16 protein-coding genes are annotated in these 13,304 nt (G+C 59.4%); 5 read left to right on the top strand and 11 right to left on the bottom strand.

Annotated features, from left to right (window positions below):
- The first annotated feature begins 63 nt into the window (after nucleotides 1-63).
- Both ACSHXH_RS17710 and ACSHXH_RS17705 read left to right on the top strand, forming a co-directional pair.
- Nucleotides 64-315 carry a type II toxin-antitoxin system RelE family toxin gene (locus tag ACSHXH_RS17710; protein ID WP_435673132.1) on the top strand — a complete coding sequence of 84 codons (252 nt, stop codon included), beginning with the start codon at nucleotides 64-66 and terminating at the stop codon, nucleotides 313-315.
- Nucleotides 316-326: 11 nt separating this feature from the next.
- Nucleotides 327-671, top strand: coding sequence for a helix-turn-helix transcriptional regulator (locus ACSHXH_RS17705; protein ID WP_435673131.1), 345 nt, complete (start codon nucleotides 327-329; stop codon nucleotides 669-671).
- 76 nt (nucleotides 672-747) lie between these two features.
- Here the strand turns inward: ACSHXH_RS17705 and ACSHXH_RS17700 are convergent, their stop codons facing one another.
- The 3 genes from ACSHXH_RS17700 to ACSHXH_RS17690 are packed head-to-tail and all read right to left on the bottom strand — an operon-like array spanning nucleotide 748 to nucleotide 5,113.
- Complete coding sequence (locus ACSHXH_RS17700; protein WP_435673130.1) at nucleotides 748-2,685, bottom strand: type IV secretory system conjugative DNA transfer family protein; 1,938 nt, start codon at nucleotides 2,683-2,685, stop codon at nucleotides 748-750.
- Nucleotides 2,686-2,697: 12 nt separating this feature from the next.
- A complete protein-coding gene (locus ACSHXH_RS17695; RefSeq protein WP_435673129.1) occupies nucleotides 2,698-4,572 on the bottom strand; it encodes a relaxase/mobilization nuclease domain-containing protein in 1,875 nt (624 codons plus the stop codon).
- Nucleotides 4,565-5,113 (bottom strand): helix-turn-helix domain-containing protein, encoded by a 549-nt coding sequence (locus ACSHXH_RS17690; RefSeq protein ID WP_435673128.1) that lies wholly within the window; start codon nucleotides 5,111-5,113, stop codon nucleotides 4,565-4,567. The genes ACSHXH_RS17695 and ACSHXH_RS17690 overlap by 8 nt, the downstream gene beginning before the upstream one ends.
- A gap of 677 nt (nucleotides 5,114-5,790) precedes the next feature.
- Here ACSHXH_RS17690 and ACSHXH_RS17685 point away from each other — a divergent pair.
- Nucleotides 5,791-6,582, top strand: a complete 792-nt coding sequence (locus tag ACSHXH_RS17685; protein WP_435673127.1) for an AAA family ATPase — start codon at nucleotides 5,791-5,793, stop codon at nucleotides 6,580-6,582.
- 139 nt (nucleotides 6,583-6,721) lie between these two features.
- A complete protein-coding gene (locus ACSHXH_RS17680; protein ID WP_435673126.1) occupies nucleotides 6,722-7,255 on the top strand; it encodes a hypothetical protein in 534 nt (177 codons plus the stop codon).
- Here ACSHXH_RS17680 and ACSHXH_RS17675 read toward each other — a convergent pair.
- Nucleotides 7,212-7,553, bottom strand: a complete 342-nt coding sequence (locus ACSHXH_RS17675) for a hypothetical protein (RefSeq protein WP_068247265.1) — start codon at nucleotides 7,551-7,553, stop codon at nucleotides 7,212-7,214. The genes ACSHXH_RS17680 and ACSHXH_RS17675 overlap by 44 nt on opposite strands.
- A 181-nt stretch (nucleotides 7,554-7,734) precedes the next feature.
- Here ACSHXH_RS17675 and ACSHXH_RS17670 point away from each other — a divergent pair, with 181 nt between their 5' ends.
- The gene (locus ACSHXH_RS17670) at nucleotides 7,735-7,914 is read left to right on the top strand and encodes a hypothetical protein (protein ID WP_435673125.1); all 180 of its coding nucleotides are present in this window, start codon (nucleotides 7,735-7,737) and stop codon (nucleotides 7,912-7,914) included.
- A gap of 299 nt (nucleotides 7,915-8,213) precedes the next feature.
- Here the strand turns inward: ACSHXH_RS17670 and ACSHXH_RS17665 are convergent, their stop codons facing one another.
- The 7 genes from ACSHXH_RS17665 to ACSHXH_RS17635 form a co-directional block, all read right to left on the bottom strand.
- A complete protein-coding gene (locus tag ACSHXH_RS17665) occupies nucleotides 8,214-8,486 on the bottom strand; it encodes a hypothetical protein (protein ID WP_435673124.1) in 273 nt (90 codons plus the stop codon).
- Between the two features lie 58 nt (nucleotides 8,487-8,544).
- Nucleotides 8,545-8,994, bottom strand: coding sequence for a DUF411 domain-containing protein (locus ACSHXH_RS17660; protein WP_435673123.1), 450 nt, complete (start codon nucleotides 8,992-8,994; stop codon nucleotides 8,545-8,547).
- A 40-nt stretch (nucleotides 8,995-9,034) separates the two neighbouring features.
- Complete coding sequence (locus ACSHXH_RS17655; protein WP_435673122.1) at nucleotides 9,035-10,426, bottom strand: multicopper oxidase family protein; 1,392 nt, start codon at nucleotides 10,424-10,426, stop codon at nucleotides 9,035-9,037.
- Nucleotides 10,423-11,373: a copper resistance D family protein gene (locus ACSHXH_RS17650; RefSeq protein ID WP_435673121.1), complete on the bottom strand. Its 951-nt coding sequence runs from the start codon at nucleotides 11,371-11,373 to the stop codon at nucleotides 10,423-10,425. The genes ACSHXH_RS17655 and ACSHXH_RS17650 overlap by 4 nt, the downstream gene beginning before the upstream one ends.
- Before the next feature lie 6 nt (nucleotides 11,374-11,379).
- On the bottom strand, nucleotides 11,380-11,739 hold the full coding sequence (locus ACSHXH_RS17645; protein ID WP_435673120.1) for a copper resistance CopC family protein: 360 nt from the start codon (nucleotides 11,737-11,739) through the stop codon (nucleotides 11,380-11,382).
- Nucleotides 11,740-11,809: 70 nt separating this feature from the next.
- Nucleotides 11,810-12,154, bottom strand: a complete 345-nt coding sequence (locus ACSHXH_RS17640) for a copper-binding protein (RefSeq protein ID WP_435673119.1) — start codon at nucleotides 12,152-12,154, stop codon at nucleotides 11,810-11,812.
- 37 nt (nucleotides 12,155-12,191) lie between these two features.
- Nucleotides 12,192-13,304: efflux RND transporter permease subunit (locus ACSHXH_RS17635; RefSeq protein WP_435673118.1), on the bottom strand; the 1,113-nt coding region annotated here is incomplete at its 5' end.

Below are 13,304 nucleotides of genomic sequence, written 5' to 3'. Positions count from 1 at the left end.
GTGCATGTAGCTCCGCGCGACATTTCAGTTGACTTCGAAAGCACTGTCGCTCATAGCTACACCATGAAGCAGATCAGCTATACGAAGGCCGCAATCAAAGCGTTGCGCCGGATGCCTGTGAACTCTGCGGTGCTGATCCGCTCCAAGATTGAGGCTTATGCGCAAGAACCTTCATCGCAGGCCAACAATGTGAAGTCCCTCAAGGGCCGGGAGGGAATTCGGCTACGGGTAGGTGATTGGCGTGTTATCATGGATGATCAGGGCAATGTCCTGGCTGTTCTGGATATCGGACCCCGTGGCGGCATCTATGATTGAAAGGACATGACATGAACGAGATGGTGACGATCCCCCGCGAAGAATACGACCGCCTGCAGGCTGCGGCTGAAGATCTGGCTGATCTGCAGAGCTATGACCGCGCCAAGGCAGCGCTGGCAGCGGGAGAAGAAGAGCTTGTCCCATTGGACTTCGTAAATCGCCTGCTAAATGGCGAAAACACCCTGCGTGTCTACCGAGATCTGCGAGGTCTGACGCAGGCCGCGCTGGCCGAAAAGTCTGGAGTGAGCCGCGTCACCGTGGCCGAGATCGAAACCGGCCGCAAGCAAGGTTCGGTCACAACCCTGCGCGCATTGGCAAGCGCCCTCGACGTCACGCTCGACGACTTGGCGGACTGAAACCAGCCCTTTCCAAACAGTTCAGTGATCAGCACCACGGACTGCGAGAAAAGCAGTCAGGCCTCATTCCCAGGATTCAAGGCGACGCCTGCTTCAACAAGGTGGATGGGCGCTTCCGACCACCGGAACGTGTTTTCTTTGGCTTTGCCCTCGCGGCCTCTGCGTATCCCTGTAGCGCGCCAGTATAGGTCTGGACCGCAGTCTCGAATTCCTTGTCGCCCATGGAGATCGCCGCGGGTGCTGCCGGTTCTGGTTGCTCGAGGGTGATTTTTTTCGGCCTGTTCGAGACTGGCGCTGCAGCAGGAGGATAGGGCAAAGCATGCCCCTGCCGTGCTTTGTCGATCTCCTCAAAATGCCGGTCCGCATAGTAGCGGATGTGATCCGCCTTGATGGGATATTGCCCCTCAGGCAGGACAAGGACCTTGTCGAGCGGGAAACGCAGCAATTCAGCGGGGGATACCAGCGCCCGTTCTTCCGAGCGACGGCTGATATTTGCGCTTTCCGAGAGCTTGCGCACGGTTGCCTGTGATCTGGTCTTGCCCACGATCGTGCGTTTGCCGAGGGCTGCGGACAGCACGTCTGCGGTGCGATCATCCTGCGGGGTCATGTAAATCTGTACACCCGCACCGGCCTGCAGCGCGCGGCGGTCGGTTTCGCCGTAGATGCCCTCAAGTCCGGGGATCGACTGCGAGATGATAAAGAGCCGCCCGCCATAGGAGCGGATCGTCTTGATGCTCTGCAAGACCAGGGGTTGTTTGCCCAGTTGGTCGAATTCATCCATCAGAAACATGACGGGATGTGGCTCGTCCGGTCCGGGATGCGCGCGCTGCAGACATGCGATGGCATCGGCGAACAGGAGCCGGATTAGGGGGGCCAGTGTTTTCAGGTGTTCCGGCTGCACAACAATATAGAGCGACTGTGGCTCTCGTCGGAACGTCCCGAAGTCGAAATCGCTTGCCTGTGTCGCCCGGTCCACCGCCGGATCGAGCCAGAGCTCCAACCCGGCACCTCGGATCACACTGACATAGGAATCGAGAATCTTGTCCACTTCGTCGGCCATGCTCAGGAAAATCTCTGCCACCACCGGGTTTGCGGTCTGTATCGCGGCCCGTTTGTAGAATTCCTTTTTATTGCCGCCGCCAGTCATGATCCGCAGCGCCTCACCGATCGTCGGCTTGCCGGTCTCGATGGCATAGAGGCAAGACGCCACGAACAGGCTGCGTCCGGCCTGGAAAAAGCTCTGCGCGTTCACGCTTTCGACGATGAGGAACAAGTCCGCCATGGTGTTGACGGCGGTGTATTGCTGCTCGGGGCTGGGCAGATCGGCAATGCGCTGGAGAGGATTGAACCGGTGCGTGCGGGTCAGGACGGGCCCGTTCGTGCCCTCGGGCTGAACGTAGTCATAGGGCGAAAAGTACCAGACCTGATTGTTCAGCGCCTTTTGGCGGTGGATGGATGTCTTCTCGAAATTCTCGCCCTTGACGTCGAGGATCACGGCACTGCCCTGGAAGTGCAAAAGGTTCGGTAAAACGAAGCCTACCCCTTTGCCCCGGCCCGTTGGCGCGATCATTATTGCGTGCGGGAAGCGATCTGGCGTGGCCGACACGAAAGGCGCGCGGGACGCAGGTGACCCGAGCTTGCCGAACAGAAAGCCGTTCTGGGAAAGAGACGCCGACATACGGTTGCGGCGGAGCTCGGGACGCGACTGGAAATGTGCATCATCATAATCGGTGAGCGACCCGCGATGAACGGACGTCGCTCCTGTCGCCGCCAGAAGCAGGGCAGGAAGTGCCGTGATGAGCCAAGCAGTATGTTCCATCGCAGGGTTTGCCTTGATCCGTGGATCAGACAGATTGAGCAGCCAAAGTTCGAAAATATCGAACCCACCTAGGTCTTCGCCAAATCGCGCCATCAGATAGAGCGTGGCGATCGCGGCACCGATCCAGATGCCAACACCGAGACCGAGCAGGATGGCGATCGGATACCGCCAACGGCTTTCCATTGCATGCAGCATGTTTTGAATCCTCTAGAGGCCGTAGTCGCCGCTGGTATCGTCCCGGTCGCGCCCCCGCTCCTCGGCGCGCTCGAAAGCCTCGATCCGGGTCCGGTAGGTGGCGGCGGGTTCGCTGTCGCGGCCGGCAATGTCATCATCCGCATCCACCGCGGCGATGGCCTTTAGCTCCGAGAACACGGCTTGTCGCAGACCAGGGTCTTCGATGCGGTCCATGAGTGGATCGATCCGGCCCGCTGCCAACTGATCCATATCCCCGTCGCGCAGGTCTTGCCGCACGTCGGAGATCAGCTTGTCCAGCGTGGTGATGTCGGCAAGGCGGCTGCCCTGCCCCGCGTCAAGAATATCCTGACGCGCCAGATCCGCCAAAAGATCACAATCCATGTGCAGCCCCGCAAAAACATCACGCGCGCGCGCCTGCAGATCGCGTTCGAGCCGAAGCCAGTCCGAGCGCTCCTGTGCGTCCACTGGGCGTGAGGCTTCGAGTTGCGCCTCGCTGCGATGGGGTGCGGTGAAACGGGCAGCAACTTCTTCGATACTGCTGCCCGCCTCCTCGAGTCGTTCCTCCATCGGTGCCAAAACCCGCGCCAATTCCGCTCTGAAACGACCCAGTGCAGCATCGGCCTCAGCCCAGAGCGAATTGTCCTCGTCTTCTGCCCGTGCAGCCAGCCCCGCAATGCCCTGCACACTGTAGGGATCGCGCTCGGGCGACACCGATGAAGAATGATCCGCAAGAAAATCGCGGCCCAGAAGTGTGCCCATTTCGCGGGCCTGCCCGGCAAAGAGCTGTTCCAGTTCGACCTTTTCGGCACTGGGAGCCATGTCCTGAATGGCGCTCCAGGCGGTGTCGGCTTCCGCTTGCAATGTCTCGCGGGCGGCGATCAGACGACCGATCACATCCGCTCCGGCAGCGGGGATATCAACCCCTTCGGCAAACCCTTCTTTCACCGGCATTCCTTTCATCAAGTTGGTGGCGGCAAGCTCTGCGCCCTCCGCGATGCGCCCCATCCATCCATCCGGAGGGGTGTCGGCCTCCAGGCCCATCCCCGCAAGTTGCGCCAGCTGCCGATACCCCTCGGCGTGTCTGCGTATCTCAGCCTCTCGCAGAGCGCGGCTTTCAGGATCCAGCGGGGCAACCACTGGCTCCCGTCCCTCCTTGCGGGCCGCCTGCAAATCGGTGTCCCGCGGAGCGTTTTCCATGATGCCGCGCGACAGACGGGAAGAGGCGTTCAGCACCAGCCCGTGCTCGCCCGAGATCTGCGCATGCAACTCGCGCATCATGTCATAGTTGATCTCGGAATGGCGGCTGATCGAGAGGAACTTGCCGTCCTCCATCCCGACCTTGTCGACAAGAACATGGGCATGCACATGCTCTGTGTTGCAATGGAGGGCCGCCACATACCGATATCGATCCCGGTAATCCCCGCCGAACACCTCCTGCGCCCATTCGCGCGAGATGGCTTCCGCCAACTCCGCCTCGGTTCCCTTGGGAAAGGACAGGATGATGTGATCGGTGTGACCCCGTTTCGGGGCCCCGCACCAGGATGCACACCAATCGGTAATGACATTTTCCATGCCACGCTCGCCAAAGACACGATCGATGCCGATCTGGTTCGACCAGGCTGCGACCCGCGCCTCGTCGCGCAGGATGTATTTCATCTGTCGGCGTAACTCTTTGGGCGAATGACACCCGCCCGTGCCGACCCGCTTCACCACGCTTTGCGGCACCCGCAGCGCGTTCCAGGACATTACCGCAACCGCCCCACCGGACGCGCCACGCCGACGGCCCGGCGATACGCGCGCCTCGCCCGCCATGGCTGCAGACCGCCGCCCCACATGAGGCAGTATCTCGCCCAATACCGCCTGCTGGAGGGTGCGTGTTTCAGCCATCGCGCTGCCCATCCCCAACGTCCCGAAGATCGGACACCCGGACGAAGGCCCCGCGCAGCGAGGCCGCGCGCAAAGCCTGCACGGCCCGGGCAACCTCTTCAGCCCGGTCCGCAAGCCGACCGACCAGTGCCGCGTCGCGAGCGTTCCACCGCAGCTTGCCCGCATGGGCAAGCTTCAGCATCTGCACAAGATTGCGCGCCAAGGCATTGAGCTGATTGGCCGACGCCTTGAGCGCCGTGACCTCGTCCCGGCGAAACGCGACAATGCCGGATGACAAACGGATCATGTGCCGAAGCAAACCCGACGTGGTCATGCCCGTCTCAGCCACAAGCGCCTCGAATGCTTCGGCCTCACGGGCGGACACCCGAACCTGCAGCACGCGGCCCTTTGTGGTTCGATCCGTCACCACGCCGCGCGCCCGCGCGCGGGCGACAGTGGGCCGGGAGCAGCCAACACGCACAGCGATCTCCTCATCGCCAAGCCCTTGCGCGGCAAGCCGGAGAACCTCCTGTCGGGCTATGGTGGAGAGGCGTTTCGACATGGGCGGCAAAATTTATCATTAAATAGTTTTTGTAAACACGAAAACCCTAATGAGTCGCCGAACAAGTTTTGTCATACATAATACCGTTCCTGTCAACGTCCCTTCGGTCCGTTGTCGCACCTTCGGTGATCAGCAGGCAGGGCCTTGGCCATGCCTGCTGTAAACCCCACGCGACAACGAACAGACCGAAGGGACACCGCCTCCCCCGCGCCGCGATCCGGGACCCCGGCCCGGATCCTGAACAGGCGCGGGGATGACGTCGGCGCAGCCGACACGATATCCCTTCATTGGCGTTGAATGCTCAAAGGGATTTACCCGGAAGGAGAAGAAGACCTTGTGGGATTGGAACGCCTGCGCAGCACCGTGCGTATTACCTCGGCACTGATACGGATAGTCGATGGTCAGGTGACCCGACACCTCGAAGGCTGAGGGCAGCATTGGGAAATTGCCACAACGACGCGATGGCGAAAAGGTTGGGCGCTGCAATGACGGTCAGCGTAAGTGACCGGCTGACCGATTGACCGAACGCGTACGCAGATGATCGCCAAAACAGCACATCGCCTCAGCAGCTGCACATCTGTCTGACCCAAAGGTTGAACGCCTGTATCGCGCAAGGTCTGGACGCCACCCCGAGGCATCGCCATAACGGCGCAAGATATACGTCATGGAGACATTGAATGCTTGTTGTGACGGCCATCTCCGCGAAGGGCGGTTCGGGAAAGACAACTCTCATACAGATGCTTGCGTCCGCCATGCTGGCACGCGGCCGCCGTGTGCATGTCATGGATGCGGATGCTGACAAGCAGATCCTCGAATGGGAATCTAAAAGCGCGTGCGCCGACTTTGGTGATCTGCAACGCCTTCCATGGCCCACAGGCTTGACCGTGGCCGATGCCCCCGAGACCGTTGAAGGCCTTTACCACGCGCTGGATGGCTTTGAGGCTGAAGGTGTGGATCTGGTTCTGATCGACACCCGCCCCGGCGAACACCCCGACACCGAAACACTGGCGCTGGCCTGCGACATGATCCTGGTGCCAGCCGTGCCGGTACAATCGGATTTCGTGGCGGCCCTGAAAACCCTGACATGGGTTATGCGCATGATCGAGACCCTCGGGCCGGATGACCCCGCCCCGCTGTTTTCCGCGGTATTGATGAACGCGGACAAACGCGCGATCGATTTCGTGACCGCAGGCGATGATTTAGAGCGTGATGCAGCAAGACGCAGGGTTCACCGACAGGACCTTGAGGTCCTCGAGGTGATTTCAACCCTACCACTTCTGCCCACGCCGGTGCCCCATCTCACTGCGATCCAGCGCATGCCGTTGACCGGACCGATGGGATACGTGCGGGACATTTATGAACAGGATCTTCGTCATCGGTTGCAGGCGGGGCATCTTTCCTCCGCCCTCGCCTTATGCAGTGAGATCCTTGGCGACATCGAGGCAATCGTAGACTCCGCCAATGGCTAGGAAGATTCCAAACCGGTCCGGGACCGCTGTCTCGAACGAAGACAGGCTGGCGCGGTCGCGGCAGTTCACTACGAAATATGCCGCGTTCGATCAAAGTACGGCGGAAGCGGTCGCGACAGAAGGCCCAGCGGTACATTCAGTGGACAAGAAAGAACCCCGGAAAGGGGAGAAGGCAGCCTCGGCTGAAACGGCGCGCATCAACTCGGGGGTATCCACCCAGCCGGTGGCGGATGATGCTTGCAGCACTCGCACCGAAGGGCAGTCTCGAACCTATTACGTGCGCATGGGAGCTGAGGGTCAGGCACGGATTGAGGCGCTGGCAGAACGATCTGGCCTTGACCCGGACTACGTTCGGCGTGCCTTGATCAAAGCGGTTCGCGCCCGCATGCAAAACCTGCGCGACACCGCGACCTGGCATGAGGTTGCCTCCGCTGCACGACCACGCCTGGCCGAGCCCAAAGGCACTGGTGCCCCCTTCATGAAATCGATGATCAGGCTCGACGCCGCCCATATGGCGGCGTTGCAGACAAGCATTGATGACCCGCTCAACGTCTATGGGGTGACGCAGCTGTTATCCGCCTTCGGTAAAGCGCTGCTGCACTCCGAGATCGAAGAGCTCGCTCAAAAGATCAGCGGCATCGAAGCCCGGGCAGCGCGTCCTGATCCAGCGTAAAGGCATCGCGTGCGGTCACGACAGCGATCTGACCGCCCGCCTCGATCATATCGATGAGCTGTGCCCATTCGGCAGGATCAGCATCACGTTGCGTTGCGATCCCGTCCTGCACAGAAAAGGCAGCCTGCTCTCCGGTCGCCGCGAGAAAGACAATGCGTTGTGGCGCTTTGTCATCGCTGTGACGCGATAAAAAATACGCATGGCTCTCGTTTGGGTTGTAGACACGGTCAGGATCGCAAACTAAGAGCAAGGTCCCGTCGTTTGCAGTCGCAGCATAGGTCTCCAGACCTCGCGACAAGCCGATCTCCCACTCGGCAGCGACAGCCGATGAAGCCGCGCCCAGAAAAAGCGCAATATGTAGAGGCCTGTAAAGCAAGTTTATAAACTCCGTTTTGTGTTGGCCAAGCATATATAGGTACAGGCATATACCTGCCACCTGATAACTGCAGCTCCGACCAAATGGAGGTCAGGAGTTGAACGTGAAGAATTATGCGGGTTATCCGGTCGAAATTATTTTGGCGACAGTAGATGGTGAAGATGTCGAGGTGGGCGTCGTGTTCCAATGGCGCTGCGGTATGCGCCGTACCAGGTGGTCCGACGGCTTTGATCAAGCCGACAGCGCAAACCTGAGGTACGAGCCCTATGAGGACGCAGGATAGACCGCCTCCAGCCCTAATATGCTAGCGAGCGGACGGCGCGAGACAGCGATCGTTGCAAATGCGACAGGTCGTGACCCTGCCTGCCCTGCAAAAGGGATGTCGACCCATAAGGGCTGAAAACGGATCGTGATGGCGACCAAGTGGCAAATGTCTTGGCACGGCTCTGGATGAGACTGGCCAAGACGCATTGCTACAGCAAGAAGGCGGGATCAGAATTCAGGGCAAAGCCCCAACAGCCCGGCCCCGCTTGCGGGGTTCGCCAATGTCGTTAGAAGCCTAATGGGTCCGATGCTCTTGCTTCAAATAGAGAAAGAACATTCTGGTGGTGCCAGCCCACAACAGACCTTCAGGCCTTGGAGCAAATCTGCGATAGCTGACGTTCGCTGCGCCGTCCACGAAGCATCGCAATGCGGACGAAGCGTAAATTCGCTGCGCATGCGTGTACGGCTGCTTAAGCGCGCGTTGCGGCCTTTCAAGATGGATTGCTGACCTTCATTGGTAATGGTCTTGATCCGGTAAGAGAGTCTGCTCATTGTTCCGACTTCGAGCCATAATCCAAACTTCTGTCCCATAGCTGACCGCCACGCCATGTGAAGTGGCGATCAAAGCAAGTGACTTAGGTGGTTAGACCTACGAATGGCGCTCAAACACAATCGGCTCTCCACCATGCAGTACAAGTAGCGTTTCGAAAGCATCGCGTTGGTCGCCCATCTCCATGCCGGGCGAGCCGATCGGCATTCCGGGAACGGTCAGGCCAACGGCATCTGGACGCTCAGCCAGCAGACGTTGGATGTCAGCCGCCGGAACATGGCCTTCAATGACGTACCCTTCGATGAGCCCTGTGTGACAGGAGCTGAGCTCGGGTGTTATCCCCGCATTCTCCTTGGCGGCCCACAAGGCATCTTGGGTGACGTCTTGCGCATCAACGTCAATCCCGGCGGATTTTACGTGGGCGATCCATGCCGAGCAGCATCCGCAAGTCGGGGATTTGAGCACTTTCATGCGTGGCGTTGCGGCAAAGACCGGACCAGCGGCAAGTGCTGAGCCAGCGGCGATCATTAGGAAGTTTCTACGGTTCATTGGGTTTCTCCTGTGTTGTTTAATTCCGTTGCTACACGGTTCAAGCGACGCGCAACCATGTCATCATTCCGCCTGCAGAATGCTCCAGCATGTGGCAATGCAACAGCCAATCTCCGGGATTGTCGGCAACAAACGCGATCTGCGCGGTCTCGCCTCGGTCCATCAGCAGCGTGTCACGCAGCGGACCTGCCGTCCCATTCGAGGCGATCTGGCGGAAGTGGTGGCCGTGAAGATGCATCGCGTGGGGCCAGGCCGTATCGTTGGTGATGTCGATCCGAACGGTTTCCCCCCGATCAGCCGTCAGCAAAGGCGCATCCGGCATGTCGGCCATGCCGTTGAAGGCCCAGACTTTACCGGCACCGGCCATCTCGCGCATGCCCATCATCTGTCCGCCCATCATGGCACCGCTCATCCGTCCCATAGCCCCGCCTTCCATCAGAAGGGCCGTTTTCTTGGCAGTCTCCAAAGCGCCAAGATGTGGGACCGGGTTGGGTGGCAGGGGTGACGGAGCGTCCAGACGTTCGGATCGGGCGATCGCTGTGACGTCAAATGTCGCGATTGCATAACCGCCGTCACGCTCGAAGCTCACAAGGAAAGCTTCCTCGCCAACGTTCGCTGTCACGTCAACAATGATGTCCGCCCGTTGCGCAGGTGCCAGGGTCAGGCGATCCAACGGTTGTGGTGCATCAAGCGGCATGCCGTCCAACGCAATCACCCAGCCCTCAAGGCCCTGAGCCTCAAGCGAAAATATCCGCGCATTGGCGATGTTCACAAGGCGCAAGCGGTGACGACTATACTGTTGAACAGGTAGCCGCCAATCTCCGGTCCCATTTACGGTAATCCAGTTCCCGATCCGACCGGCATGCGCCCAGTCGTGCATGTCACCGAAACCGCCCGCGATCTGGGCATCCTCCGTCAGACGCCAGTCGTCGATCAAAAGCACCTCATCGCTGTCAACCTCCGGGCCGCCATTTGCCTCTTCAACGATAAGCGCTCCGGAAAGCCCCCGCGCCATCTGCTCATAAGACCGATTATGAGGGTGATACCAATAAGTTCCGGCATCGGGCACCAGGAAGTCATAGAGAAACGTCGCTCCGGGTTCGACGACGTCTTGTGTAAGACCGGGGACGCCATCCATCGCGTTGTTGATGCGGATCCCGTGCCAGTGGATGGTGCCCGGCTGCGGGAGTTCATTGACAAACCGGCGCGTCATGCGGCCGCCTTGCGGCAGCCTGATCGTCGGACCCGGAACCGCTCCGTTATAGCCCCACACCTGCGTTTCTGGGTAGGTCGCGGGCGCGAGTTGAAGCGCGCCTTCGCGCGCGATCAGGTCTGACGGCGTTTCCGCCTGTAGATCTGTTGGCCGAAAGCCAGTTGCCACCAGTGCCCCAATCATCCCACTTCCAAAGGTCCGACGTGTGATCGATTTCATAAGAAACCCCCTCTGTTCGTTTCTGTAGTCTGACCGCTGGCGGCCGCACTACCGATTTGGTTTGTCGCTTCGGGCGCGCTGATTGTCGTCAGGATTGCTGTTGTCACAAGGATCAATGCAACAAGCGCAGTTTCCGTTCGAATGCTCCGGCGCAGATGCGCGCCCGCACCCGGCTCTTGCCGAAGCAAGGCAGGCGTCAGGCGCAACTTGTTCCAGGCCGCAAAGCCGATGATGCCAAGAAAAACGCCCAGCTTGATTGCAAAAAACTGCCCGTAGGGCGTAGAGAGTGCATCCAGCACATTGCCTGTCAACAGCCATAGGGTCACTCCGCCCGCCAAGGTCAACGCGCCAACGACCCAAACGGCAATCCGGCCAAAATCGTGGCTGATCTGCCCGGCGACACTGGCCGTGTTCGCCCCGGAAAGGCGGTAGAGCGGCGCGAAGGCCCCGATCCAGAACGCCAAGCCCAAGATATGCAGCGTAATGAGTGCGGCAAGCAAAAGGCGCGGTTCTTCCAGCGCATGGCCGCGAAATACGAAGGATGCAGCCACGATGATGACCCCGAAGGCCGCGAGCGGGCGTCCAAGGCGCGCGGGCAGCAGGATCGCACAGATCAAGACCAATCCGACAAGCCGCAAAGCGATGCTGGAGCCCAGAGGGCTTTCCGAAACCATGGTCAGCATCATCGGGTCGGTTGCGCCCTGCCATGTGCCGCCCATCAGGAAACTGGCCCTGAGCGGTAGTCGCGCAAGGGACAAGAGCGCTGCCCCAACGGCGCAGAAAACTGACAATCGGCGAAGCGCTTGTACTTCAGAGGCCGCAAGACGGCGGAGCGTTAGAATGCACAAGACGCTGCCCATGGCGAGCAGCGCTGTCGCGTAGACAAGCGCTTTCACGCAAATGGACAACCAAGTGACCGCATCAACTGAAGCAAGAGCGCTCAGCATGGGATCTCAATTCGCGATTTCAAAACTGAACGTCCCCTGCATTGGATGACCATCATCTGCCAGCCCCCGCCATTCAACCTTGTATTGCCCGACTGGCAGCGCAGGCGGTGCGGCACTGAATTCACTGACGGGCTGAATATTGTCGGTGCGCGTCACATCGTGTGCAGCCCCATCCTGATCGGTCAGAGAGATCAGCGTGACACGCATAGGCATGTCAAAACGCATCGCAATTGTCGGCGGAGACGTCTCCAGAACGGCGCCATCCGCAGGCTCTGTTGCCTCTTTCTTGGAATGCGCATCTGCGCTTCCTGTTAAGAAAGCCAGCGAAAGTGCGATTATCGCGGTGAAGTAACTAGCGGTTTTCATCGTTTGCTCCTTAGCCTGATTCAGAAAAGACGCTGGCCAGAAACAAGGTCTCCAGCCAGCCGTCGCCGCTTTATTCAGGCATCATCGCGCCAATTGCATACATGCCGTCGTCGCCTTTGATCAGCATAAGCGTGACTGAATCCCCAGCCGCGATTTCGCCCATCATTTCCGCGTCGGGCATCATTGCCAGATCCATCGTCATGGCAGGCCAGCCGATTTCAGGGATGGGTTCGTGACTGACATTGGCAGTGCCTTTGCCGATGGAATTCACCACGGCTTTGGTATGAACGGCACCTTCCATCATTTCGTCACTCATCGGCATGTTCGAATGGTCCATGTCCGAGTGGTTCATTTGCGCAAACGCCAGTGTCGCGCTCAGAACGAGAACGGAGAGGGCAAGAGGGAGAGTTTTCATGGGTAGTCCTTTCAGGTTGGGTTTTGATTGGCAGGTCCTATTCTGCCGGTACAGGTGCTGCGGGTTCTTGAGCTGGTTGCAGCAATTCTCTGTTGACCCGTTTTAGGGCCAGCCTTTTCCAGATCACGAAGATCGACGGAATGACAAAGAGCGTCAGAAGGGTCGCGGTCGCCATGCCACCTATCATCGGAGCCGCGATCCGCTGCATGATCTCGGACCCGGTTCCGGTGCCGTACATGATCGGAATGAGTGCTGCGAAGATGGTTGCGACTGTCATGACTTTGGGACGGACGCGTAGGAGCGCGCCTTCAAAAACAACCTCTTCCACATCTAGCGAGGTCATTTCGCGCCGCTCAGTCGCGGCTTCTTTCTTGCGTTTTTCCCATGCCAGATTGAGATACAGCAGCATCACGATGGCCGTTTCGACCGCCACGCCAGCCAGCGCGATGAAGCCCACCAGCACAGCGACCGAGATGTCAAAGCTTAGATACCACAGAAACCAGACGCCTCCGGCCAAGGCGACGGGTAACGCAGCAAGAATAATCCCCACCTCGATCACCCGATTGAAGGCCATGAACAGCATCAGCGTGATGATCAGTAATGTGGCGGGGGCCACGAGCTTGAGCCGTTCCTGCATGCGTTCGATGTATTCGTACTGCCCGGACCACGTGATCGAATAACCCGTTGGCAGTGTGACCTGATCGGCGACGAGCGCACGAGCTTCATTGACATAGCCACCTAAATCACGCCCCGCGATGTCGATAAAGACAAAACCGGTCCGTCGGGCGTTCTCAGAGCGGATCATGGCAGGTCCATCGACGACTTTGATTTCTGCCAGACTGCCGAGCGGAATGTGCGCGCCCGACGGGGTTACCACCGGCAGATCCCGTAGCCGTTCCGGGCTGTTGCGCCATTCCTGCGGGTAGCGCAGGTTAATCGGGAAGCGCTCAAGACCCTCGACGGATTCAGATACCTGCATTCCGCCGATGGCAGTCTGCACAACATCCTGAATGTCGCGCACGGACATCATGTAGCGGGCGGCGGCATCGCGATCCACGTTGATCTCAACAAACCGCCCACCAATGGGGCGTTCAGCGTAGGCCGATGCCGTACCATCAATATCGGCCACCACGCGCTCTACCTCGATCCC

The organism is Marivita sp. (assembly GCF_051251565.1).
Lineage (GTDB): Bacteria > Pseudomonadota > Alphaproteobacteria > Rhodobacterales > Rhodobacteraceae > Marivita.
Note: the sequence above shows the minus strand (reverse complement) of the source record. Positions and strands in the feature narration are given on the sequence as shown.